The organism is Neisseria uirgultaei (assembly GCF_962719845.1).
GTDB classification, from domain to species: domain Bacteria; phylum Pseudomonadota; class Gammaproteobacteria; order Burkholderiales; family Neisseriaceae; genus Neisseria; species Neisseria bergeri.
This window is the reverse complement of sequence record NZ_CAUIYF010000006.1, coordinates 36,111-59,353: the sequence shown is the minus strand read 5'-3', so window position 1 is coordinate 59,353 and position 23,243 is coordinate 36,111. Positions and strand designations below refer to the sequence as shown.

Below are 23,243 nucleotides of genomic sequence, written 5' to 3'. Positions count from 1 at the left end.
GTGAATTAACAAAAATCAGGACAAGGCGACAAAGCCGCAGACAGTACAAATAGTACGGAACCGATTCACTTGGTGCTTCAGCACCTTAGAGAATCGTTCTCTTTGAGCTAAGGCGAGGCAACGCCGTACCGGTTTTTGTTAATCCGCTATATTCCGCCATCTCTAAGATTTACAGCGATACACGGGTAATTTAAGGAATGCCCGAACCGTCATTCCCGCAACCTTTCGTCATTCCCGCAACCTTTCGTCATTCCCGCGAAAGCGGGAATCTAGAATCTCGGACTTTCAGATAATCTTTGAATATTGCTGTTGTTCTAAGGTCTAGATTCCCGCCTGCGCGGGAATGACGGCTGCAGATGCCCGACGGTCTTTATAGCGGATTAACAAAAATCAGGACAAGGCGACGAAGCCGCAGACAGTACAAATAGTACGGAACCGATTCACTTAGTGCTTCAGCACCTTAGAGAATCGTTCTCTTTGAGCTAAGGCGAGGCAACGCCGTACTGGTTTTTGTTAATCCACTATAATGCGCCCTTCGGCGTGGCGGATATATAAGGCGGTGATTTTCCATCTAAGTATAGTGGATTAAATTTAAATCAGGACAAGGCGACGAAGCCGCAGACAGTACAAATAGTACGGCAAGGCGAGGCAACGCCGTACTGGTTTAAATTTAATCCACTATAAAAAACCGCCCTATCGGATAAGCCGCTTGACTGAAAAGGCTTTACCCGCGCCGTATCGGAACACGTACTCTAAAATACAATCCGTTGAATTGAAAAAAATATAAAAACATTCGACCGCAAAAACGGCAGCGCATCGTTTGACAAAGAATGAAATATCGGTTAAAAACCGATTTTCATACAAAAAACACCGCCGCCGTCCGCATCCGTTTCAGACGGCATTGAGAGAAAATCTTTTAGGAGAACCTTTATGTCCCGACATCCCGCCCCCACCGGAGAAAAAACATTCTTCGGCCACCCTTTCCAGCTTTCCACCCTCTTCCATATCGAATTGTGGGAACGTTTTTCATTTTACGGAATGCAGGGCATCCTGCTGATTTACCTCTATTACACCGCCGACAAAGGCGGCTTGGGCATAGACAAAACCCTCGCCGGCGGCATTGTCGGCGCATACAGCGGCAGCGTGTACCTGTCCACCATTTTGGGCGCGTGGTTTGCCGACCGCGTATGGGGAGCGGAAAAAACCCTCTTCCTCTCGGGCATCGTCGTGATGCTCGGACACATCGTCCTTGCCGCCGCCCCGGGCCTGTACGGCCTTTTAATCGGGCTGATATTCATCGCATTGGGCAGCGGCGGCGTGAAATCTACGGCCAGTTCTATGGTGGGCGCATTATACGAACAGGACGAAATGCGCCCGCTGCGCGATGCGGGATTTTCCATTTTCTACATCGCCATCAACATCGGCGGCTTCCTGGGCCCGCTGCTGACCGGCCTGCTGCAGGAAAACATCGGTTTCCATTATGGTTTCGGCGCGGCGGCGGTCGGTATGGCATTCGGCTTGTGGCGTTATTCCTTGGGACGTAAAAACCTGCCCCACCCCACCGTCCCCCATCCGCTTTCAAAAGGACAGGGCAAAACTGCGGCCGCCGTCGGCATCGCTCTCATCGCCGCACTTGCAACCGCCATCAAAACCGGGCTTGTCAACCTTGACAATTTCTCCGGCATCCTCTTATCTACCGTCATCCTTGCCGTCATCGTCTATTTCGCCCGCCTGCTGACCAACCCCCACGTCAGTTCCGACAACAAACGGCACATCATCGCCTACATCCCGCTTTTCCTGACCATCTGTATGTTTTGGGCCGTCTGGTTTCAGATTTACACCGTGGCAACCGTCTATTTCGACGAAACCGTCAACCGCACCATCGGTTCGTTTACCGTGCCCGTCGCTTGGAAAGATTCTATGCAAAGCCTGTGGGTCATCCTGTTTTCCGGACTGATGGCGGCAATGTGGACAAAAATGGGGCGCAAACAGCCCAAAACCCCGCTGAAATTCGCTATGGCGGTATTTGTTACCGGCGCGTCGTTTTTGGGATTCGTCCCCTTTATTTCCTCCGGCACGCCGATGCCTATTGCGGTTTTCGCACTGATCGTCCTCGCCATCACGATAGGCGAACTGATGATTTCCCCGATTGCGCTGTCCATCTCCACCAAAATCGCCCCGCCTTTATTCAAAACCCAAATGGTCGCCCTTAATTTCCTTGCCTTTTCATTAGGCTTCACTTTGGGCGGCGTATTGTTTGAAAAAGGCTATCAGGCGGGCGACGAAATCGGCTTCTACCGGCTGCTGTTCTACATCGGCGCAGCCACAGGCTTCCTGCTGCTCCTGCTCGTCCCCAAATTGAACAAAATGCTCGAAGGCACAGACTAAATCCTGCCCCGATGCACCGATGCCGTCTGAACCCTTCAGACGGCATTTTTCCGCATAATGAAACCAAACCGTACCCGCGCACCTCAAACGGATAACTCAAATAGATCATCACGGCAAGGTGGGGCAACGCCATATCGGTTTCAATTTTATATGGCGTGCTTCATTAAAAAGGCGCACTACTTTTCTGCCCCTTTTTTAACAACCGGGTGCAAGGGTAAAATATATAAAGGCTTTTTTATGCGAACGCAAGCAAATATTTTATTGTTTTTATTAAATAATTTTTAAAATATCCAGTCTCTGCGTTTTGCCTTGCCATAAACTCAGGACAGGCTTCCGCCCACCCTGAAATAACCGCCCCGACAGCCGGTCGGAGCCTGCCGATTGTCATTTGAATACCCGCCTGATTCCGTCTGTTTGCAAGGGAAATAGCCGTTTATTTCCGCTTGGGCGGAAACCGGTTCTATTGAATAAAAGGCATTTTATCCGACTAAATTAGTGCTGCATCAACGGAATATATAGTGGATTAACAAAAATCAGGACAAGGCGACGAAGCCGCAGACAGTACAAATAGTACGGAACCGATTCACTTGGTGCTTCAGCACCTTAGAGAATCGTTCTCTTTGAGCTAAGGCGAGGCAACGCCGTACCGGTTTTTGTTAATCCACTATAAAAACACAGCCTAAATAAAAATGCCGTCTGAACCGTATTTCAGGTTTCAGACGGCATTTGCGTGTCGGATGCACACCGGACAGGCGGTAAGCCGGGTTCTGTCTTGGACAGTCATTCCTCTAGGCATACCGTTGCCGGTATGCTCAAGCAACCTACCCGAACGCTCGGCGGGCAGCGTCATTGCGTTCTGTTTGGTCTTGCTCCGAATGGGGTTTGGCCTGCCGCATATTGTTACCAAATGCGCGGTGCGCCCTTACCGCACCTTTTCACCCTTGCCTGTGCTGCCAAAGCAGCCATCGGCGGTTTTGCTTTCTGTTCCACTTTCCGTCGCGTTACCGCGCCCGGCCGTTAACCGGCATTCTACCCTGCGGAGCCCGGACTTTCCTCCCCGTATGCCTTACGCGATACGCGGCGACTGTCTGCCCGTCCCGTGTGCGGCGCGGATTATAACACGAAACGCAAAAATGCCGTCTGAAGCGGCACAGGCTTCAGACGGCATACAGCCTAAACTACACACCCTGTTTCAGGCTGGCTTCGATAAAGCCGTCCAAATCGCCGTCCAATACGGCTTTGGTGTTGCCGACTTCGTAGCCTGTGCGCAAGTCTTTAATGCGTGAGGAGTCCAAGACGTACGAACGGATTTGGCTGCCCCAACCCACATCGGACTTGCCTTCTTCCAACGCCTGTTTCTCTTCGTTGCGTTTGCGCATTTCCAATTCGTACAGTTTGGATTTCAACATTTCCATCGCAGCAGCTTTGTTGGCGTGTTGCGAACGGTCGTTTTGACATTGCACCACAATCCCTGTCGGCTCGTGGGTAATGCGCACGGCGGAGTCGGTTTTATTGATGTGCTGACCGCCCGCGCCCGATGCACGGTAGGTGTCGATGCGCAAATCGGCGGGGTTGATTTCGATTTCGATGGAATCGTCGATTTCAGGGTAAACGAACACGGAGGCAAACGAGGTATGGCGTTTGTTGTTCGAGTCAAACGGCGAGTAACGCACCAAGCGGTGAACGCCGGTTTCGGTACGCAGCAAACCATAAGCGTATTCGCCTTCCACTCGGATAGTCGCGCGGTTGATGCCTGCGATTTCGCCGTCGTCTTCTTCGAGGATTTCGATTTTGAAGCCTTTGCGCTCGGCGTAGCGGCTGTACATACGGAACAGCATCCCCGCCCAGTCTTCCGCTTCGGTACCGCCCGCGCCTGCGGTGATGTCGATAAAGCAGTTGTTCGGGTCGGCAGGCTGGTTGAACATCCGTTTGAACTCCAAATCCGCCATCTGTTTTTCCAGTCCCGACACGTCTTCCTGCACGGCGGTAAAACCTTCTTCGTCGTTTTCTTCAACGGTCATTTCAATCAGCATGCGGTTGTCTTCAATGCCCGAAGCGATGTTGTCCAGCGTCAGCACGATGCCTTCGAGGATTTTGCGCTCTTTGCCGATTTCTTGGGCGCGTTTCGGGTCATTCCAAAGTTCCGGGTCTTCGGAGAGGCCGATGACTTCTTCCAATCGGTCTTTCTTGCCCTGATAGTCCATATAGACGCGGATGTCTTCGCTGCGCTTCTCCAAGTCGTTCAGTGTATTGTTAAGCTGGTTGATTACTTCGGCTTCCATGATTCTTTTGTTCTTTCAAAATTTTAGGGGCGTATTGTACGGGATTCGGGTATTTTTTTCTATGGATAAAGCCTTCTGGAAACACGTTCAGACGGCATAGCGTCAATAACGGTATGCCGCCAGTTTACGTTTGATTTCAGGCAATGCGGCACGCGCTGCCTCCTCGCCCAACCGGATGGCGCGTTTTTTCTGATCGAAACCGCCGACTGCACCCAAATCCAAAACCTGCGGTTTGATAACCACATCCGCCTGCCCCAACTCATTTTGCAACGCGGAAACGCTCATTACGTTCAGCGTCTGATCGAGATAAGAGAAGAAACCTTGACCGACATTTTTGCTCGGACGTGCGGAAATATCGACGGCAATCACGAAATCCGCTCCCTGCCGCCGGGCGGCACTGACGGGCACGGGCTGCGACAGGCCGCCGTCAACATATTTGTGCCTGCCGATGATGACTGGCTGGAACACATTGGGAATGGCTGCGGAAGCACGAACCGCCTGCCCGGCATTCCCCTGATTGAAAGCGGCGGCCTTGCCGGTTTCAAAATCAGTGGCAACGGCGGCAAATTTGATGGGAAACTGCTGAATCTGCCTGCCGCCGACTTTTCGGTTGATGTAATTTTGCAGCTTTTCGCCTTTGATAAAACCACTGGTGGACAAGGTTAAATCGACTAAATCCGTTTTACCTAAAATCTCGGCTTCCAATTCAAGGCGGTCGGGCGACATACCCGATGCAAAAAGGGTGCCGACTATCGAACCTGCCGATGTGCCGGTAACCACCTTCACAGGAATACCGTTTTCTTTCAAAACCTTAATAATGCCTATATGGGCAAATCCTTTAGATGCACCGCCACCGAGTGCCAAACCGACCACTGCGGCGGGTTTGGCGGTTTGCACCGGCTTGCGGGCGGCATTGTTTCCCGCCGTACCGCAGGCGGCAAGCAACACGGCAGCGGCGATTGCCAAAAGTGATCTGATTTTTGAAAACGTTACCATATTTTCCATTCCTTTATATATCGCACCCCGTCAAAGGGAGATTGCTTTTCTTAACAATCTCCTTTGACAGCCAAGCGAAAGGGAGCTTTGTTAAGTCATCATAAAAATTAATATTTTCTTTTTTTTCCTTTACGGAAATTGTAATTGTTGGGGTCATATGAATGATCGAAGCCACCATCAATAGTTTCATTTTCCAGCGACATAGACCGTTGCCCCTATAAATACTGAGATGGTAAAGGAAATATGCCTTCACTTTCTGGATAATTTTCCATATTACTAGACAGCCAGAGTTCAAAGATTTTGTAATCGTCAAAGAAACCAAATATATACCCTCGCTTTAGTAAGTCTATATAATCTTTTTGAGAAACTACCAAAGGATTTCCGTTTCTCATTACTCTTGATTGTCTAATAAAAAGTTCTTTATTGTATGATAAGAAAATCGCTAAATCTGGATATATTATATTTTCTTTCTCTAAATCAACTTGCCCTATCAGTTTCCAAATCTTCTTTCTTATGGCTGTTTCTATACAGGATTTATAAGTCTTAAACCCAACAGAAAGAAGCTCATCCATATTGGCTGTCTTTTCCGAGAGATAATCAAAAATACCAAACTCGTATTGCCTCACCCTACATATGTAAGCAAATTTCCCATTTGGGAGCGAGATTTCATAGATTTTTCCATATTTTTTTACATTCTTGTCCATATTGATTATTTTTAATGTGTTTTATTTAATAAATTGTCATCGAGTAGTCCCGTTTTGTTATTGTCGGGATTAACATTTGAAAGCATACCGTCCAAGGCGGGAATTATCTCACAACACCGCCGTTATCCAAATATCCCACCTTTTTCCCTTTCTTCCCGTCAAAATACTTTCTCTTTATATTCATTAACTTGTTAAATTATTGGCTGCCGAGTGTCAGTTTTTCCGACAAAATCCGTCTAATGGGGTATCAACAGAACCAAAATAGGAACACTTATGAAAATCGGAACAACTTGGCAGACGGCATCCGCTATGCTGGTTTTGCGTCTGTTTGCCGCATATGAATTTTTGGAATCGGGTTTGCAAAAATGGAACGGGGAGAATTGGTTTTCCGAAATCAACGATCAATTCCCATTCCCGTTCAACTTGCTGCCGGATGCGTTAAACTGGAATCTTGCGATGTATGCGGAGCTTTTGCTGCCCGTACTGTTGCTTTTGGGTTTGGCAACGCGCCTGTCGGCATTGGGGCTGATGGTCGTTACCGCCGTCGCCTGGGCTGCGGTTCACGCCGGTTCGGGTTACAATGTCTGCGACAACGGTTATAAAATGGCTTTAATTTATATCGTGGTATTAATCCCGCTGCTTTTGCAGGGTGCGGGCGGATGGTCGCTGGATACGCTGCTGAAAAAACGGTTTTGCCCCCGATGCCGTCTGAAACAAGATTGATTCAGTCGTGGAATCTGACTTTAAACATTCCAACCTTATCTCGTTAACTTGATATTCTGAAAAGGAAATAGAAATGAACAAAAACATTGCTGCCGCACTCGCCGGTGCTTTATCCCTGTCTTTGGCCGCCGGCGTCGTTGCCGCCGACAAACCGGCAAGCAACGCAACAGGCGTTCAAAAATCCGCCCAAGGCTCTTGCGGCGCGTCCAAATCTGCCGAAGGTTCGTGCGGCGCGGCTGCTTCTAAAGCAGGCGAAGGCAAATGCGGCGAGGGCAAATGCGGTGCAACCGTAAAAAAAGCCCACAAACACACCAAAGCATCTAAAGCCAAAGCCAAATCTGCCGAAGGCAAATGCGGCGAAGGCAAATGCGGTTCTAAATAATCCCGCCCCTTCAAACCAAGCCGCGTTTTTCAGTAAAATGCGGCTTTTTTAACGGCAAACAAAGATTTTTTTAAACAAGCACATTATTCTTTTGTGCCATCCGAACCGGGTAAAAATATGATTCAACACGCAGGCTTGGGCTACCGCCGCGACTTGGCGGAAGACTTTCTCTCCCTTTCCGAAAACAGCCCGATATGCTTTATCGAAGCCGCACCGGAAAACTGGCTGAAAATGGGCGGCAGGGCGCGCAAACAGTTTGACCGCGTGGCGGAACGGCTGCCGCTGGCGTTGCACGGATTGTCTATGTCGCTGGGCGGGCAAGCCCCGCTGGATACTGATTTGATAGACGGCATCAGAGAAATGATGCGCCGTTACGATTGCACGTTTTTCTCCGACCATTTGAGCTACTGCCACGACGGCGGTCATCTTTACGATTTGTTACCGCTGCCTTTCACTGAAGAAATGGTGCATCATACGGCGCGGCGTATCCGCGAAGTGCAAGACCGTTTGGGCTGCCGCATCGCCGTGGAAAACACGTCCTACTACCTGCATTCTCCGCTTGCCAAGATGAACGAGGTCGAGTTCCTCAACGCGGTTGCCCGTGAAGCCGACTGCGGTATTCATCTGGACGTGAACAATATCTACGTCAACGCCGTCAATCACGGTCTGTTGTCGCCGGAGGCTTTTTTGGAAAACGTTGACGCAGGGCGCGTGTGCTACATCCACATCGCCGGACACGATGCCGAAAATCCCGAATTGCTGATTGATACCCACGGGGCGGCGGTTTTGCCGACTGTTTGGGACTTGCTCGAACTTGCCTATGCCAAGCTGCCGACGATTCCGCCCACCCTGTTGGAACGCGATTTCAATTTTCCGCCTTTTGCCGAACTCGAAGCCGAAGTCGCCAAAATCGCCGATTATCAAACGCGTGCCGGAAAGGAATACCGCCGTGCAGCCTGAAACCTCCGCCCAATACCAGCACCGTTTCGCCCAAGCCATACGCGGGGGCGAAGCCGCAGACGGCCTGCCGCAAGACCGCCTGAACGTCTATATCCGCCTGATACGCAACAATATCCACAGCTTTATCGACCGCTGCTATACCGAAACGCTGCAATACTTTGACAGCGAAGAATGGGGTCGTCTGAAAGAAGGTTTCGTCCGCGACGCGCGCGCCCAAACGCCCTATTTTCAAGAAATCCCCGGCGAGTTCCTACAATATTGCCAAAGCTTGCCGCTTTCAGACGGCATTTTGGCACTGATGGATTTTGAATATACCCAATTGCTGGCAGAAGTTGCACAAATTCCGGATATTCCCGACATTCATTATTCAAATCACAGCAAATACACCCCCTCCCCTGCGGCCTTTATCCGGCAATATCGATATGATGTTACCGATGATTTGCAGGAAGCGGAAACAACCTTGTTAATATGGCGAAACGCCGAAGATGATGTGATGTACCAAACATTGGACGGCTTCGATATGATGCTGCTGGAAATAATGGGTTCCTCCGCGCTTTCGTTTGACACCCTTACCCATACCCTTGTCGAATTTATGCCCGAAGCCGATAATTGGAAAAATATTTTGCTTGGGAAATGGTCAGGCTGGATTGAACAAAGAATTATCATCCCCTCCCCGTCCGCCATATCCGAAAATATGGAAGGCAATTCCTCTGGCCAAAACCATCTATCCGCATAAAATTATCTTACTCCCGATACTATGCCGCTACCCGACCTGACCGATGCCGAATTAATGGAGTCGCGCAAACTGCTTCTGCATTTTGCGCGGCTTCAATTGCCCGACCATCCTGATTTGGCTGAAGATTTAGTGCAGGAAACATTGCTGTCCGCATACAGCGCAGGCGACAGTTTTCAAGGCAGGGCGCTTGTCAACAGCTGGCTTTTTGCCATATTGAAAAACAAAATTATTGACGCATTACGTCAAATCGGGAGACAAAGGAAAGTCTTTACCGCACTGGATGACGAGCTGCTGGATGAAGCATTTGAAAGCCATTTTTCCCAAAACGGGCATTGGACGCCGGAAGGACAGCCGCAACATTGGAACACTCCGGAAAAATCATTAAATAACAACGAATTTCAAAAAATTCTGCAAAGCTGCCTATACAACCTTCCTGAAAACACCGCACGGGTATTCACCCTGAAGGAAATACTCGGTTTTTCATCCAACGAAATACAACAAATGTGCAGTATCAGTACAGCCAACTACCACACCATTATGCACCGCGCCCGAGAATCATTGCGCCAATGTTTGCAAATTAAATGGTTCAACCAAGAAAACCCAAAGTAAACGTTATGAAAAAATGCCGCGATATTGCCCTGCTTCTTTCCAAACATCAGGAACGGGAAACCACTCCGGGCGAGAAGATTTCCATATATATGCACCTGCTGTTCTGCCCGCATTGCCGGGAATATAAAAGACAGCTTCAAACCATCAAAATATCACTGGCAAAAACAACCAGAACTTCAAAATAAATGCCGTCTGAAAGGGCTTCAGACGGCATAAGCTGACGGAAACAAATCAAACCGATTTACTGTTATCGGCAGTTCATCCATAATACACGCTTCAAAAGCAGCATATTCCTCCATACGGAATGTATAAATACGCAAAACACGAAGGCTGCATCAATTTGCCATATTTGCCTTATTTCACAGACGGCACTACCCCTCCCGCCCAACCCGTTCTTTCTGAATGAGCGGATTTCAATGATTAAGGAAACCCTAATGCGCCCAATCTTCCTATCTTTCGTTTTACTCCCTATATTGCTAACCGCCTGCAGCACACCGGACAAGTCTGCCCGATGGGAAAATACCGGCACGATCTCAAACGGCAATATTCATACATATATCAATAAAGACAGCGTGAGAAAAAACGGAAATCTGATGATTTTCCAAGATAAAAAAGTTGTTACCAATCTAAAACAAGAACGTTTTGCCAACACCCCCGCATACAAGACTGCCATTGCAGAGTGGGAAATCCACTGCAACAACAAAACATACCGCTTAAGTTCGCTACAGTTGTTTGATACAAAAAACACAGAAATTTCCACACAAAGCTACACAGCCTCTTCCCTCCGCCCGATGAGCATCCTGTCCGGGACATTAACCGAAAAACAATATGAAACCGTATGCGGAAAAAAACTCTGATTGTAACTTATACACAAACTTATCCACAAGCCTTATCATAAAAATGCCGTCTGAAATACTGAAATATCAGCATTTCAGACGGCATTTTGCCATTTCCCTGAAAAGTTATCCCTGAAATTATCCACATTATTTTTTTAAACCGGCTTTCATCCGAAATATAAACCCGCTATACAACTTCATTATCCAAACGTAAATTGTTCCATTGATACACAAAACTGCTTGCCCCCATAATTTTGATAAAGCATTTTTTGCATTTCCGGCTCCGTCCCGTAACCAACACAGCCTCTAAAAAATAATCGCTTGTTTTGACACTGATACACTCATACAGATACAGAAATTCAAGAAAATAACCTTGTGTATTGACCATCTCAAGCAATTCAGAAAAATCAAGAAATTTTCTGACCGTAAACAAACGTTTCCCTAAAAAGACGATGTCTTCAAAAATATCGACCAAATAATCGTCTTCGGCGTTTCCATTTTCATGGGTTAAAACAACACGGGAAAAATCTGTTTTTAGATGCTTGCCCGCTTGATTGTTTGGATTGTTGTTCAGAACGATAAAACCGTCCTCAAAATCAAAGCAGACGTTGTGTCCTTCTACCTTTATCTCTGTGCAATAACAATCATGTAGAGAAATACCATCCGAAAAATTTTTTCTTTGTGTATGCAAAAAAGTTTTCATTCAAGCACCCATATCTAACGCAAACGTTTACCTGTTTCCCCGTCAATAATCTGACTCGGCAATTTCTGCCTGCCGATTCTCCCACCAACAATCCACACATCGCGTCCGAATTGCCTTCTGACTTCCCTCTCCGTCCGACACGCGCGTTTGCCTGCGCGGTTGCACGAAGTCGAGACCAAAGGCGTTTGCAAAGCCTGACACAAGCGGCGCGCACCTACATGGGCGGGAACCCTGACCGCCAACTTGCTGCGCTGTTTCCCGCGTAACTCAGGTAATACGCAGGATTTGGCAGATAATAGGAACGTTTTAGGGGCGGGCCATTCTTTTCTAAGCATAGCCTGCAGATTTTCAGACGGCATTTGAAGTAAAGGCTGCAACTGTTCAAATTGATTCCCGATGACAATCATACCCTTGTGTTGCGGCCTTTTTTTCAAATGAGCCAACTTACCGAGTGCTTTGGCTAATGTCGGAAGACACCCCAAACCATAACAAGATTCGGTCGGATAAGCGACCAAACCGCCTTTTTTCAAATAAACGCTTAACTTACGTTGCGCTGATGCTGCGATAATTCTCGGAAATAACATAATATCAAATGCCGTCTGAAGCGTATCAGTCACTTGGCTTCAGACGGCATCATCCTCTTTCTAATTAACGGTTAATCGCTTTATCAGCAATGTCTTTACGGTATTGCATCCCGTCGAAGCTGATTTTTTCCAACGCGCCATATGCCTTGGCTTTCGCTTGCGCCACATCATCGCCCAATCCTACGACACACAATACGCGTCCGCCGTTGGTCAATACGTCGCCTTTCCCGTTTGCCGTTGTGCCAGCATGGAAAACTTTGCCTACTTGGTTGGCAGCATCCAGACCGGAAATAACATCGCCTTTTTTAGGCGTTTCGGGGTAATTTTGCGCCGCCAGCACCACGCCTACGGCAGTTTGCGGATTCCATTCTGCGGCTACACTATCGAGTTTGCCGTCTATTGCTGCTTCGACCAAATCCGCCAAGTCGCTGTTCAGACGACTCATAATCGGCTGGGTTTCTGGATCGCCGAAACGGCAGTTAAACTCAATCGTATAGGGTGCGCCGTTTTTATCAATCATCAAACCTGCGTACAGGAAGCCGGTGAACTCGTGCCCTTCCGCTTTCATACCCGCTACGGTCGGCAAAATAATCTCGTTCATCGCGCGCTCGTACACGGCAGGCGTTACCACAGGCGCGGGGCTGTACGCACCCATACCGCCCGTATTCGGGCCTTTGTCGCCATCTAAAAGACGCTTGTGATCTTGGCTGGTCGCCATAGGCAATACATGATTACCATCAACCATAACGATAAAGCTCGCTTCTTCGCCTTGCAGAAAATCTTCAATCACAACGCGTGCGCCTGCATTGCCCATTTTATTGCCCAACAACATATCATCAATTGCAGCATGCGCTTCATCCAAAGTCATTGCCACAATCACGCCTTTACCTGCCGCCAAACCATCGGCTTTGATGACGATGGGCGCACCTTTCTGATTGACGTAATCGTGTGCAGCATCGGTATTTTTAAAGGTTTGATATTGCGCGGTTGGAATGTTGTATTTCGCCATAAATGCTTTGGCGAAATCTTTAGAACTTTCCAACTGCGCCGCATATTGTGTCGGACCAAATATTTTTAACCCCGCGGCACGAAAATCATCCACAATACCTGCCGCCAAAGGTGCTTCAGGACCAACGACGGTAAAAGTAATATTTTCTTTACGACAGAATTCAATCAAATCCTGATGCGCAGTCAAGGCGATGTTTTGCAACTTGGGTTCAATCGCCGTACCGGCATTACCGGGTGCAACAAATACTGTTTCCACTTTGGGCGACTGCGCCAATTTCCAAGCCAGCGCGTGTTCGCGACCACCATTACCGATAACCAGCAGTTTCATGCCATCTCCTTGACAAATATGTACTTTTAACGAAAACTCGATACAAGGGGACTTTTGTCCCATTTGAAGAAATTTTGGTGGAATCAAACAAAAGACCGCTTCATTCCACTTTGCAACCTATTTGACTTATCCACGAAATTAAAAAAGGACAAGTAACCATGCAAAAACGTATTGATGAAATCCAAAGCAAATACCGCGAATGGTGTCATCTACTACCGCAATTGGAAGAAGACATCCGGCGTTGGAAACATGCCGTCGCTTTGATTCGTGATATAGACAATTTTTATACCCACGAGTATCAGGCGTGTTATCAGGCTATTGAAGACGGGGCAGAACTGGATTTAAATACGGAAGGCGAATACAGCATTATGAGTAAAGATGCGCTATGGAACGCGCTGGGCGAATTCCATCAATTAGCCTGGCTATATTTGCGCTCCAGCGTCGATGCCTTAGACAAATATACACAAGAAGATTAATCAGCAAAGAGGTCGTCTGAAATACCATTACAAAGCATTTCAGACGACCTTTTCATTCAAAAGGCTTTTCCGTATTTACTTCAATCTGCCGTGTATTCTTCCAAGCCGCAACACAGACTTCATAATTTGCCAACGACAAACTTACCGTCAATCGGCAATCCAACTGCAAATCCTGCTCCAATATATCCACCTGATATTGTTTGGCAATGCGTATCGCTTCATTCAAAAACGGATATTCACATTTCAGCCAAACGGTTTTTTCAATATTCTTTTCAACCACTTCCTCAACTGCCAATGCCTGAGCCGTTGCCTCTTTGTATGCGTGAATCAGACCAGGAACGCCCAATAAAGTACCACCGAAATAGCGCACAACAACGACCAAAACATCGGTTACCCCTACCGAATCAATCTGCCCTAAAATCGGCCGACCCGCGCTTCCTGATGGCTCTCCATCATCATTGGCACGAAATTGCATACCATCCACACCCAAACGATAGGCATAGCACCAGTGTCGTGCTTTATGATGTTCTTCCTTTAACGAATAAAGGTATTTTTTCACATCAGCCAATGTCCGAATCGGATAGGCAAATGCAATAAAACGGCTACCTTTATCTTTAAACTCAGCCTGTGTCGGGGAAGTAATGGTTTTATAAGTCGTAATCATGCTGAAATGTTTTCAGACGACCTCATTAATAAAAAGGTCGTCTGAACGTTTCACGTGAAACATCAATTTTTCAATGCTTCTGTTAATTGCGGGACGATTTCGAATAAATTGCCTACCAATCCGTAATCGGCCACATTGAAAATCGGCGCATCGGCATCTTTGTTGATTGCGACAATCACTTTGCTGTCCTGCATACCGGCAACGTGTTGAATTGCACCTGAAATACCGATTGCAAAATAGAGTTGCGGCGCAACCACTTTACCGGTTTGTCCGACTTGCACGTCATTCGGCGCATATTCGGCATCAACTGCCGCACGGGATGCACCAATTGCCGCACCTAAAACATCCGCCAACGGTGTCAGCACTTCATTGAATTTTTCCGCACTACCCAACGCACGGCCACCGGAGACAATGACTTTTGCCTGAGTCAGCTCAGGACGATCGGAATGGGAGAGCTGACGGCCCACAAAACGGCTCAGGTTTTGAGCAGGGGTCGCTTCAACATTAACCGCCTCAGCATGACCACCTTGCGCCGGAGCTGCGTCAAAAGCCGTTGCACGGAAAGTCAACACCAATTTTTCTGAATCGGCTTGCACGGTTTCAAATGCATTCCCTGCATAAATTGGGCGCACAAAAGTCGTGTTATCCACAATTTCGGTCAAATCAGAAATTTGCGGTACATCTAATAATGCGGCTACGCGGGGCAGAAGGTTTTTACCGAATGTAGTTGCCGTTGCTGCAACATAGCGGTAATCCTCTGCCAATTTGACAACCAGCGGAGCCAGTTCTTCAGCCAAACCTTCGGCATAATGGGCAGCATCCGCAACCAAAACTTTTTCCACACCCGCTACTTGTTTCGCGGATTCCACTACGACCGACGCGCCGTTTCCGGCAACCAATAAATCGACTTTACCCAGTTTAGCGGCAGCGGTAACAGCATGCAAAGTGGCAGGATTCAACTGTTTGTTGTCGTGTTCGGCAATAATCAATACGCTCATTTCAGTCTCCTCAAATCACTTTGGCTTCGTTTTTCAATTTTTCAACCAATTCGGCAACGCTTGCTACTTTTACGCCTGCCTGACGCGCCTTAGGTTCGGCAAATTTCACCGTTTTCAGACGAGGGGAAATATCCGCAACCAAATCATCAGGCGCCAGTTTTTCCAAAGGTTTTTTCTTTGCCGCCATAATATTGGGAAGTTTGACAAAGCGCGGCTCGTTCAAACGCAAATCCGCGCTGATAACAGCAGGCAGTTTCAATGCGATGGTTTCTTCGCCGCCATCAATTTCGCGCACAATCTGCACTTCGTCGCCTTCAATTTGTACTTTGGACGCGAACGTACCTTGCGCCGCATTCAGCAAAGCAGCCAGCATTTGCGCCACTTGGTTGGCGTCATCATCAATCGCTTGTTTGCCCAAAAAGAAAATTTGTGGATTTTCTTTGTCCGCAACGGCTTTCAGCAGCTTGGCAACTGCCAGCGGCTCCAATTTAGTATCGGTTTCAACATGAATTGCACGGTCGGCACCCATCGCCAAAGCTGTACGCAACGTTTCTTCGCATTTCTTTTCGCCCAAAGAAACCGCTACGATTTCGCTTACTTTTCCGGCTTCTTTCAAACGGACGGCTTCTTCCACAGCGATTTCGTCAAACGGATTCATCGACATTTTGACATTGCCGATATCCACATCCGAACCATCGGCTTTTACACGAACTTTGACGTTGTAGTCCACTACGCGCTTTACTGCGACCAGTGCTTTCATTGAATTCTCCTAAAAAGAACGTTGCTTTCACCATCTAGCGAAACCAAACCTTCTTCTCTATAAAATCAAATCCGTTTTCCTTAAAAACGAATTCATTCAGAAATCTTTCGGATAATGCTTGCCGATTTATACCATTTTAAAGCATTTACTCAGGCTGGTGGATATACATTCCTACACTCAACGAACTGTAAATACCATGCCGTTATATCAGTTTCAGACGACACATTAGCCTTTGCCTGCTGCAACACAATCTATCAGCGTTTGATAAACCAAATCTGCGGTCGGAATCTGCCCGATATTGCCCAAATTTTTTGCAACAGCCGAAACTTGAACGCCTGTTTTAATCGGATCGGTATCGGTATAAATACCGACCACAGGTTTTTCCAAAGCATTTGCCAAATGCAGCAAACCGGTATCCACGCCAACAATTCCGACCGCGTGTTTCAGCAGATACGCCGCCTGCAATAAATTCATTTTGTTGCACACAATGGCAAATAGCAGTCCGTCTGCAATTTGTTCGGCACGCGTTTTTTCAGTTTCATTTCCCCATGGCAGGTAAACGCTGCATTGTTGTTCTTCATTCAGCTTTTGCAGCAACGCCCGCCAGTTTTCCACAGGCCATAACTTACTGTCCCGGCTGGTCGCATGCAAAGCCGCATAATACGGCTGCTCTAAACTTTTCAGACGACCTGCTTCAGGAACGGTCAAACCGAATACCTGCGTTTCCGGTATTGCATATCCAAATACTTGAGCGAACAGCTCACGGTTGCGCCAAACGGCATTTTTCCCTTTCGGTACGGCGTATGTTTTCGCATACGCCAGAGCAGACCATCCCTCGCGCGCGCTGTTTTTATCTAAACCATAAATAGGGGATTTTGCCATTTTGGCGAAACACGCGCTTTTAATCAGACCTTGACTGTCCAATACAAAATCAAATGCTTCCTGCCGCAAGGCCTGTTTCAGACGACCTATTTCCCGCCAAGTTTCAGCCTGAAAGAGATATTTTCGCCATTGCCGCCATTTCATCACATGGATTTTTTTTACGAACGGATGCAGGCGCGCAATATCCGCAAATCCGGCTTCACACAGCCAATGCAGTTCTACATCAGGACATTGTCGCGCCAAATCTTCGATTGCGGGCAAAGTGTGAATTAAATCACCCATACTGGACAAACGGACAAGCAAAATTTTCATATTTAGGAAAGGTGTTTCACGTGAAACTATTTCAGCTTATTAATTATTAATATATTTTTTAATTTCTTCAGCGTTTTTTAAGATGATTGCACCTAAAGAACGCATTTCCTGCCACGCGGCTTTAATAGTATCAGGCGTAATGCCCCGACAAGCCGCTTCATTCACGATAACCTGCCAACTACCCCCTTTAAGCAACTGCAAAACCGTTGTTTTAACACAATAATCCGTAGCCAGCCCACCGACAATGACCGTATCTGTATTTTGACAGCACAGCCACTCAATCAGCCCCGTGCTTAGTTTTTCCTCAATATCGTGAAAACACGCGCCGTAAGGATGCAATTCAGGATCAACGCCTTTCCAAACGCAATAATCGTATTCCTTAACAGAAGGCAGCCCGTCCAACAATTCATAGCCGCGCGTACCGACCATCGCATGAGCCACCCAAGTCAAATCCGCATCGGGCAAACCTGTCGGTTTCAACATATCAATAGGGTTATCCACAAGCCATTTCGCCGCCATATGATGCGCATCTTTCGTCATCACGCGCAAATCCGCCAAAGCGGCTTGGGCATTCAACTCTTCGACAATCAAATGCCCCTCATTCACAGGCAGTTCATCAGGACACAGTGGCGTAAACGTTTTTTGTGCATCAACATCAATGGAAACAATCATCTCATCATTTCAACACGATTAAAATGCCCTGTATTATAACAAATTACTGCCCAAAAGCGGCAAAACCGACTATGATAAGATAGCGTTTTTCCGAAAAACTTATCCACAACCTTATGGCTTATACCATTACCCCCATCGGCACCGCCCGCTCGCCCTACAAACAGAAATTCGGCATCGCCCGCCAGCCCGGTTTGGTCTCCGCCGCAGAAGTATGCATCGAGCTGAATCCTGAATTTACCGCAGACAGCGTACGCGGACTGGAACACTTCGGCTATGTGTGGATAAGTTTTATCTTTCACGGCATATTGGATGAAGGCTGGGCGCAAATGGTGCGCCCGCCACGGCTCGGCGGCAAACAAAAAATGGGCGTATTCGCCACGCGCAGCCCCCACCGCCCCAACCATCTCGGACTCTCGCTCCTGAGACTCGAACGCATCGAAACCGGCAAACCCGTCCGCCTCTATTGCAGCGGCTCAGACCTGCTGGACGGCACGCCGATTGTGGACATCAAACCTTACATCCCCTTTGTCGAATCCAAACCCGATGCCGCATCCGGCTTTGTCAGCGGCAAACCCGAAGAGTTGGAAGTCGTTTGGCAGGAAAACATCGGCGCGGAAAATTTATCTGTAAACACGAAAAAACTCATCAGCCAAAGTATTGCCCAAGACCCGCGCCCCGCCTATCAGGATATTCCCGAACGGATTTATGTGATGAATATTGCGGATTACGAAGTCAGGTTTCAAATCAAAGGAAACCGCGCAACCGTTATTGATTTTTCTCCAACCCTGCTTTAAATCGGGCAAAAATCCGGTTTTGCCGCATGGCAGATGAACAAACGGCTGTTGTTTGTTCGCCATAAGCCGCAATATCAAGTTACAGACAAACAATGCCGTCTGAACGCAATGTGTTCAGACGGCATTTACTTATCCACAGGTTTGTTCAAGCCTTAGATTTTGCTTGCAAAGTATTCCAAAGTGCGGACGAGTTGGCAGGTGTAGGACATTTCGTTGTCGTACCAGGCAACGGTTTTCACCAGTTGTTTGCCGCCCACGGTCATCACGCGGGTTTGGGTCGCATCGAAGAGCGAGCCGTATTCGATGCCGACGACGTCGGAAGAAACGATTTGATCTTCGGTGTAGCCGTAAGATTCGCTGGCGGCGGCTTTCATTGCGGCGTTGATTTCTTCTTTGGTTACGGTGCGTTCGAGGATGGAAACCAATTCGGTCAGCGAGCCGGTGGCAACAGGGACGCGTTGGGCGGAGCCGTCGAGTTTGCCGTTCAATTCAGGGATAACCAGACCGATGGCTTTGGCAGCGCCGGTGCTGTTGGGCACGATGTTGAGCGCGGCGGCGCGGGCGCGGCGCAAATCGCCTTTGCGGTGCGGCGCGTCAAGGGTGTTTTGGTCGCCGGTGTAGGCGTGGATGGTGGTCATCAGGCCTTCAACTACGCCGAACTCTTTTTGCAGGACTGCCGCCATCGGGGCAAGGCAGTTGGTGGTACAGGAAGCGGCGGAAATGACGGTTTCGCTGCCATCCAAAATGTCTTGGTTTACGCCATATACGACGGTTTTTACATCATTGCCGCCGGGTGCGGAAATCACGACTTTGCGCGCGCCGGCACGGATGTGTGCTTCGGCTTTGGTTTTGCTGGTAAAGAAGCCGGTACATTCGAGGACGACGTCCACGCCCAATTCGCCCCAAGGCAATTCTTCAGGATTCGGATTAGCGAAGACTTTGATTTCTTTGCCGTTCACTACGATGGTATCGTCTTTCAATTCGGCAGTACCTTGGAAGCGGCCTTGTGTGCTGTCGTATTTGAAAAGGTGCAGCAGCATTTCGGCAGGGGTCAGGTCGTTGACGGCGACGACTTCGATGCCGTGGGCTTTTTCAATTTGACGCAATGCGAGGCGGCCGATGCGGCCGAAACCGTTAATCGCTACTTTAATGCTCATGTTTATACTCCAAGCTATGAAACGAAATTTCAATACCTGTATTGTATTCTGAAATAAAGTTACATTCTACTATTGCATCCAACTACTTGACGCTTATTTGATATAGATGAATTTTGCCGGTTTCACAGATTTCCAAAACTTTTATTATCAATATTTGAATTTAAAATTTTAATGATGATTTTGATGATTGCCGACCTGCTTGTGCATAAGTAGCAAATATCCAATATTTTCATTACCTTTTTTGTCAAATAAGTTTGAGTTTAAGGCTTACCGTATAAGACAGATAAGCGTGGATGTTTTTTGACTTAATAATATTCTTGTGGATAACTTTACTGTTTTCCTATTTGTCTCCACAACTTTATTGACAGGCTTACGGTCAGTCTCATTCCGTCGAAGACAAAACCTTTTGCTACAATACCGTTTTCCTAATGATAAGGCAGCCCCATGTCCAAATCCGCCGTTTCCCCGATGATGCAGCAGTATCTCGCCATCAAAGCGCAACATGCCGACAAACTGGTGTTTTACCGCATGGGCGATTTTTACGAGCTGTTTTTGGATGACGCAGTGGAAGCGGCAAAGCTGCTGGACATTACCCTGACCACGCGCGGGCAGATGGACGGCGTGCCGATTAAAATGGCGGGCGTGCCGTTTCACGCGGCGGAACAGTATCTGGCGCGGTTGGTGAAGATGGGCAAAAGCGTGGCGATTTGCGAACAGGTCGGCGAAGTCGGCGCGGGCAAAGGGCCGGTGGAACGCAAAGTTGTCCGCATCGTAACGCCCGGCACGCTGACCGATTCCGCATTGCTGGAAGACAAGGAAACCAACCGCATCGTTGCCGTGTCCCCCGACAAAAAATACATCGGTTTGGCGTGGGCATCGCTGCAAAGCGGCGAATTCAAAACCAAGCTGACAACTGTGGATAAATTGGACGACGAACTGGCGCGCCTGCAGGCGGCGGAAATCCTGCTGCCGGACAGTAAAAACGCGCTGCAACTTCAGACGGCATCGGGTGTTACACGCCTGAACGCGTGGCAGTTTGCCGCCGATGCGGGCGCGAAATTGTTGACCGAATACTTCGGCTGCCAAGACCTGCACGGCTTCGGTTTGGACGGCAAGGAACACGAAGCCGCCGTCGGCGCGGCGGGCGCGCTGTTGAACTATATCCGCCTGACGCAAAACCTGATGCCGCAACACTTGGACGGCCTGTCGCTCGAAAACGACAGCCAATATATCGGCATGGATGCCGCCACGCGCCGCAATCTCGAAATCACGCAAACCCTCTCCGGCAAAAAATCGCCGACCCTGTTTTCCATACTAGACGGCTGCGCCACCCATATGGGCAGCCGCCTGTTGGCATTGTGGCTGCACCACCCTTTACGCAACCGCGCCCACATCCGAGCGCGCCAAGAAGCCGTTGCCGCGCTGGAAAGCCAATACGAACCCCTCCAGTGCCGTCTGAAAAGCATTGCCGACATCGAACGCATCGCCGCCCGTATTGCCGTGGGCAATGCCCGCCCGCGCGATTTGGCATCTTTACGCGACAGTCTGTTTGCCCTGTCCGAAATCGACTTGTCCGCAAACGGCAGCAGCCTGTTGGAAACCCTCAAAGCCGTTTTCCCGGAAAACCTATCCACAGCCGAACAGCTCCGCCAAGCCATTTTGCCCGAACCTTCCGTCTGGCTGAAAGACGGCAATGTCATCAACCACGGTTTTCATCCCGAACTGGACGAATTGCGCCGCATTCAAAACCATGGCGACGAATTTTTGCTGGATTTGGAAGCCAAGGAACGCGAACGTACCGGTTTGTCCACACTCAAAGTCGAGTTCAACCGCGTTCACGGCTTTTACATTGAATTGTCCAAAACCCAAGCCGAACAAGCACCTGCCGACTACCAACGCCGGCAAACCCTCAAAAACGCCGAACGCTTCATCACGCCGGAACTGAAAGCCTTCGAAGACAAAGTGCTGACTGCCCAAGACCAAGCCCTCGCCTTAGAAAAACAACTCTTTGACGGCGTATTGAAAAACCTTCAGACGGCATTGCCGCAGCTTCAAAAAGCCGCCAAAGCCGCCGCCGCGCTGGACGTGTTGTCCACATTTTCAGCCTTGGCAAAAGAGCGGAACTTCGTCCGCCCCGAGTTTGCCGACTATCCGGTTATCCACATCGAAAACGGCCGCCATCCCGTGGTCGAACAGCAGGTACGCCACTTCACTGCCAACCACACCGACCTTGACCACAAACACCGCCTCATGCTGCTCACCGGCCCCAATATGGGCGGCAAATCCACCTATATGCGCCAAGTCGCGCTGATTGTTTTATTGGCACACACCGGCTGTTTCGTGCCTGCCGATGCCGCCACAATCGGGCCTGTCGATCAAATCTTCACCCGCATCGGCGCATCGGACGACCTCGCCTCCAACCGCTCCACCTTCATGGTCGAAATGAGCGAAACCGCCTACATCCTGCATCACGCCACCGAACAAAGCCTTGTTTTAATGGACGAGGTCGGACGTGGTACTTCCACTTTCGACGGCCTCGCCCTCGCGCACGCCGTTGCCGAACACCTGTTGCAAAAAAACAAATCCTTCAGCCTGTTTGCCACCCACTATTTCGAGCTGACCTTCCTGCCCGAAGCCCACTCCGCCGCATTCAATATGCACCTTTCTGCGCTAGAACAGGGACAGGACATCGTGTTCCTGCACCAAATCCAACCGGGTCCTGCCGGAAAAAGCTACGGCATCGCCGTCGCCAAACTCGCCGGCCTGCCCGTACGCGCATTGAAATCCGCCCAAAAGCATTTGAACGGACTGGAAAACCAAGCCGCCGCAAACCGGCCCCAACTGGATATTTTCAGTACCATGCCGTCTGAAAAAGGAGATGAACCGAATGTGGACAGCTTTGTGGATAAAGCAGAGGAAAGACATTTTGAAAGCATATTGGCAGCAGCCCTGGAAAACCTCGATCCCGACAACCTGACCCCGCGCGAAGCATTGTCAGAACTGTACCGTCTGAAAGATTTGTGCAAATCCGTATCTTAATTTCCGTTGGCGGAGCAGCATCAAACCATATGGAAAAATCTGTGGATAAATATTATAGTGGATTAACAAAAATCAGGACAAGGCGACGAAGCCGCAGACAGTACAGATAGTACGGAACCGATTCACTTGGTGCTTCAGCACCTTAGAGAATCGTTCTCTTTGAGCTGAGGCGAGACAACGCCGTACCGGTTTTTGTTAATCCACTATATCTGACAGGAAGTTTCCAGACATAAAAATGCCGTCTGAGCTG

23 protein-coding genes, 1 other RNA gene and 1 pseudogene are annotated in these 23,243 nt (G+C 48.7%); 12 read left to right on the top strand and 13 right to left on the bottom strand.

The genetic code is table 11. From position 1 onward, the window contains the following. Positions 1-570: 570 nt before the first annotated feature. Both Q9J32_RS05195 and Q9J32_RS05190 read left to right on the top strand, forming a co-directional pair. Positions 571-681 (top strand): annotated as a pseudogene (locus tag Q9J32_RS05195) (IS5/IS1182 family transposase); the annotation flags it as partial. A 249-nt stretch (positions 682-930) separates the two neighbouring features. Next, complete coding sequence (locus Q9J32_RS05190) at positions 931-2,388, top strand: oligopeptide:H+ symporter (protein ID WP_301882877.1); 1,458 nt, start codon at positions 931-933, stop codon at positions 2,386-2,388. A gap of 740 nt (positions 2,389-3,128) precedes the next feature. On the opposite strand, the gene rnpB is transcribed toward Q9J32_RS05190, so the two are convergent. From rnpB to Q9J32_RS05170, 4 genes are all read right to left on the bottom strand, one after another. Next, positions 3,129-3,488, bottom strand: an RNA gene (gene rnpB / locus Q9J32_RS05185) — RNase P RNA component class A. A 78-nt stretch (positions 3,489-3,566) separates the two neighbouring features. Next, positions 3,567-4,670, bottom strand: coding sequence for a peptide chain release factor 2 (gene prfB / locus Q9J32_RS05180; protein WP_301882875.1), 1,104 nt, complete (start codon positions 4,668-4,670; stop codon positions 3,567-3,569). Between the two features lie 102 nt (positions 4,671-4,772). Further along, entirely contained in the window at positions 4,773-5,666 is an 894-nt protein-coding gene (locus Q9J32_RS05175; protein WP_301882874.1) for a patatin-like phospholipase family protein, read from the bottom strand. A gap of 215 nt (positions 5,667-5,881) precedes the next feature. Further along, positions 5,882-6,370, bottom strand: coding sequence for an Imm26 family immunity protein (locus Q9J32_RS05170; RefSeq protein ID WP_301882872.1), 489 nt, complete (start codon positions 6,368-6,370; stop codon positions 5,882-5,884). A gap of 273 nt (positions 6,371-6,643) precedes the next feature. Between Q9J32_RS05170 and Q9J32_RS05165 the strand changes: the two genes are divergently transcribed. From Q9J32_RS05165 to Q9J32_RS05135, 7 genes are all read left to right on the top strand, one after another. Beyond that, complete coding sequence (locus tag Q9J32_RS05165; protein WP_003710760.1) at positions 6,644-7,093, top strand: HvfX family Cu-binding RiPP maturation protein; 450 nt, start codon at positions 6,644-6,646, stop codon at positions 7,091-7,093. Positions 7,094-7,166: 73 nt separating this feature from the next. Next, the gene (locus Q9J32_RS05160; protein WP_301882871.1) at positions 7,167-7,475 is read left to right on the top strand and encodes an HvfA family oxazolone/thioamide-modified RiPP metallophore; all 309 of its coding nucleotides are present in this window, start codon (positions 7,167-7,169) and stop codon (positions 7,473-7,475) included. Positions 7,476-7,592: 117 nt separating this feature from the next. Further along, entirely contained in the window at positions 7,593-8,435 is an 843-nt protein-coding gene (locus Q9J32_RS05155) for an HvfB family MNIO-type RiPP peptide maturase (RefSeq protein ID WP_301882870.1), read from the top strand. Next, positions 8,425-9,171 carry an HvfC family RiPP maturation protein gene (locus tag Q9J32_RS05150; RefSeq protein WP_301882868.1) on the top strand — a complete coding sequence of 249 codons (747 nt, stop codon included), beginning with the start codon at positions 8,425-8,427 and terminating at the stop codon, positions 9,169-9,171. The genes Q9J32_RS05155 and Q9J32_RS05150 overlap by 11 nt, the downstream gene beginning before the upstream one ends. A 21-nt stretch (positions 9,172-9,192) precedes the next feature. Next, positions 9,193-9,780, top strand: coding sequence for a sigma-70 family RNA polymerase sigma factor (locus Q9J32_RS05145; protein ID WP_301882866.1), 588 nt, complete (start codon positions 9,193-9,195; stop codon positions 9,778-9,780). A 5-nt stretch (positions 9,781-9,785) separates the two neighbouring features. Continuing rightward, on the top strand, positions 9,786-9,965 hold the full coding sequence (locus tag Q9J32_RS05140) for a zf-HC2 domain-containing protein (protein ID WP_003710764.1): 180 nt from the start codon (positions 9,786-9,788) through the stop codon (positions 9,963-9,965). A 231-nt stretch (positions 9,966-10,196) separates the two neighbouring features. Continuing rightward, on the top strand, positions 10,197-10,637 hold the full coding sequence (locus tag Q9J32_RS05135) for a surface-adhesin E family protein (protein WP_301667598.1): 441 nt from the start codon (positions 10,197-10,199) through the stop codon (positions 10,635-10,637). A 166-nt stretch (positions 10,638-10,803) separates the two neighbouring features. Here the strand turns inward: Q9J32_RS05135 and Q9J32_RS05130 are convergent, their stop codons facing one another. Genes Q9J32_RS05130 through purD form a run of 3 tightly spaced genes read right to left on the bottom strand, consistent with a single transcriptional unit; the run spans position 10,804 to position 13,239 of the window. Beyond that, positions 10,804-11,319, bottom strand: coding sequence for a hypothetical protein (locus tag Q9J32_RS05130; protein ID WP_301882864.1), 516 nt, complete (start codon positions 11,317-11,319; stop codon positions 10,804-10,806). 14 nt (positions 11,320-11,333) lie between these two features. Further along, positions 11,334-11,936 (bottom strand): L-threonylcarbamoyladenylate synthase, encoded by a 603-nt coding sequence (locus tag Q9J32_RS05125; RefSeq protein WP_301667601.1) that lies wholly within the window; start codon positions 11,934-11,936, stop codon positions 11,334-11,336. Positions 11,937-11,967: 31 nt separating this feature from the next. Continuing rightward, positions 11,968-13,239, bottom strand: coding sequence for a phosphoribosylamine--glycine ligase (purD, locus tag Q9J32_RS05120; protein ID WP_301667602.1), 1,272 nt, complete (start codon positions 13,237-13,239; stop codon positions 11,968-11,970). 158 nt (positions 13,240-13,397) lie between these two features. Here purD and Q9J32_RS05115 point away from each other — a divergent pair, with 158 nt between their 5' ends. Then, positions 13,398-13,715: a DUF4298 domain-containing protein gene (locus Q9J32_RS05115; protein ID WP_301882860.1), complete on the top strand. Its 318-nt coding sequence runs from the start codon at positions 13,398-13,400 to the stop codon at positions 13,713-13,715. Between the two features lie 52 nt (positions 13,716-13,767). On the opposite strand, the gene Q9J32_RS05110 is transcribed toward Q9J32_RS05115, so the two are convergent. The 5 genes from Q9J32_RS05110 to Q9J32_RS05090 form a co-directional block, all read right to left on the bottom strand. Then, the gene (locus Q9J32_RS05110; protein WP_301882857.1) at positions 13,768-14,379 is read right to left on the bottom strand and encodes an IMPACT family protein; all 612 of its coding nucleotides are present in this window, start codon (positions 14,377-14,379) and stop codon (positions 13,768-13,770) included. Positions 14,380-14,441: 62 nt separating this feature from the next. Next, complete coding sequence (locus Q9J32_RS05105) at positions 14,442-15,377, bottom strand: electron transfer flavoprotein subunit alpha/FixB family protein (protein ID WP_301882854.1); 936 nt, start codon at positions 15,375-15,377, stop codon at positions 14,442-14,444. Positions 15,378-15,387: 10 nt separating this feature from the next. Continuing rightward, complete coding sequence (locus Q9J32_RS05100; protein ID WP_301882851.1) at positions 15,388-16,137, bottom strand: electron transfer flavoprotein subunit beta/FixA family protein; 750 nt, start codon at positions 16,135-16,137, stop codon at positions 15,388-15,390. A 225-nt stretch (positions 16,138-16,362) separates the two neighbouring features. Then, positions 16,363-17,331 carry a lipopolysaccharide heptosyltransferase I gene (gene waaC, locus Q9J32_RS05095; RefSeq protein WP_301882849.1) on the bottom strand — a complete coding sequence of 323 codons (969 nt, stop codon included), beginning with the start codon at positions 17,329-17,331 and terminating at the stop codon, positions 16,363-16,365. 39 nt (positions 17,332-17,370) lie between these two features. Then, positions 17,371-18,003, bottom strand: coding sequence for a nicotinamidase (locus tag Q9J32_RS05090; RefSeq protein ID WP_301882847.1), 633 nt, complete (start codon positions 18,001-18,003; stop codon positions 17,371-17,373). Positions 18,004-18,116: 113 nt separating this feature from the next. Between Q9J32_RS05090 and tsaA the strand changes: the two genes are divergently transcribed. Continuing rightward, a complete protein-coding gene (gene tsaA, locus Q9J32_RS05085) occupies positions 18,117-18,797 on the top strand; it encodes a tRNA (N6-threonylcarbamoyladenosine(37)-N6)-methyltransferase TrmO (protein WP_301882844.1) in 681 nt (226 codons plus the stop codon). Positions 18,798-18,949: 152 nt separating this feature from the next. Here tsaA and gap read toward each other — a convergent pair whose 3' ends face one another. Then, positions 18,950-19,954, bottom strand: coding sequence for a type I glyceraldehyde-3-phosphate dehydrogenase (gap, locus tag Q9J32_RS05080; protein ID WP_301882843.1), 1,005 nt, complete (start codon positions 19,952-19,954; stop codon positions 18,950-18,952). 444 nt (positions 19,955-20,398) lie between these two features. Here gap and mutS point away from each other — a divergent pair, with 444 nt between their 5' ends. Then, complete coding sequence (gene mutS, locus Q9J32_RS05075) at positions 20,399-22,993, top strand: DNA mismatch repair protein MutS (protein WP_301882841.1); 2,595 nt, start codon at positions 20,399-20,401, stop codon at positions 22,991-22,993. Positions 22,994-23,243: the final 250 nt, after the last annotated feature.

Excerpts from the sequence above, each read along its gene's own strand:
- Q9J32_RS05110 (WP_301882857.1), bottom strand. The coding sequence starts at position 14,379 with ATGATTACGACTTATAAAACCATTACTTCCCCGACACAGGCTGAGTTT.
- Q9J32_RS05170 (WP_301882872.1), bottom strand. The coding sequence starts at position 6,370 with ATGGACAAGAATGTAAAAAAATATGGAAAAATCTATGAAATCTCGCTC.
- tsaA (WP_301882844.1), top strand. The coding sequence starts at position 18,117 with ATGGCTTATACCATTACCCCCATCGGCACCGCCCGCTCGCCCTACAAA.
- Q9J32_RS05090 (WP_301882847.1), bottom strand. The coding sequence starts at position 18,003 with ATGATTGTTTCCATTGATGTTGATGCACAAAAAACGTTTACGCCACTG.
- Q9J32_RS05145 (WP_301882866.1), top strand. The coding sequence starts at position 9,193 with ATGCCGCTACCCGACCTGACCGATGCCGAATTAATGGAGTCGCGCAAA.
- prfB (WP_301882875.1), bottom strand. The coding sequence starts at position 4,670 with ATGGAAGCCGAAGTAATCAACCAGCTTAACAATACACTGAACGACTTG.
- Q9J32_RS05165 (WP_003710760.1), top strand. The coding sequence starts at position 6,644 with ATGAAAATCGGAACAACTTGGCAGACGGCATCCGCTATGCTGGTTTTG.
- purD (WP_301667602.1), bottom strand. The coding sequence starts at position 13,239 with ATGAAACTGCTGGTTATCGGTAATGGTGGTCGCGAACACGCGCTGGCT.
- Q9J32_RS05190 (WP_301882877.1), top strand. The coding sequence starts at position 931 with ATGTCCCGACATCCCGCCCCCACCGGAGAAAAAACATTCTTCGGCCAC.
- Q9J32_RS05130 (WP_301882864.1), bottom strand. The coding sequence starts at position 11,319 with ATGAAAACTTTTTTGCATACACAAAGAAAAAATTTTTCGGATGGTATT.
- Q9J32_RS05175 (WP_301882874.1), bottom strand. The coding sequence starts at position 5,666 with ATGGTAACGTTTTCAAAAATCAGATCACTTTTGGCAATCGCCGCTGCC.
- Q9J32_RS05135 (WP_301667598.1), top strand. The coding sequence starts at position 10,197 with ATGATTAAGGAAACCCTAATGCGCCCAATCTTCCTATCTTTCGTTTTA.
- Q9J32_RS05140 (WP_003710764.1), top strand. The coding sequence starts at position 9,786 with ATGAAAAAATGCCGCGATATTGCCCTGCTTCTTTCCAAACATCAGGAA.
- mutS (WP_301882841.1), top strand. The coding sequence starts at position 20,399 with ATGTCCAAATCCGCCGTTTCCCCGATGATGCAGCAGTATCTCGCCATC.
- waaC (WP_301882849.1), bottom strand. The coding sequence starts at position 17,331 with ATGAAAATTTTGCTTGTCCGTTTGTCCAGTATGGGTGATTTAATTCAC.
- gap (WP_301882843.1), bottom strand. The coding sequence starts at position 19,954 with ATGAGCATTAAAGTAGCGATTAACGGTTTCGGCCGCATCGGCCGCCTC.
- Q9J32_RS05115 (WP_301882860.1), top strand. The coding sequence starts at position 13,398 with ATGCAAAAACGTATTGATGAAATCCAAAGCAAATACCGCGAATGGTGT.
- Q9J32_RS05105 (WP_301882854.1), bottom strand. The coding sequence starts at position 15,377 with ATGAGCGTATTGATTATTGCCGAACACGACAACAAACAGTTGAATCCT.
- Q9J32_RS05160 (WP_301882871.1), top strand. The coding sequence starts at position 7,167 with ATGAACAAAAACATTGCTGCCGCACTCGCCGGTGCTTTATCCCTGTCT.
- Q9J32_RS05100 (WP_301882851.1), bottom strand. The coding sequence starts at position 16,137 with ATGAAAGCACTGGTCGCAGTAAAGCGCGTAGTGGACTACAACGTCAAA.
- Q9J32_RS05155 (WP_301882870.1), top strand. The coding sequence starts at position 7,593 with ATGATTCAACACGCAGGCTTGGGCTACCGCCGCGACTTGGCGGAAGAC.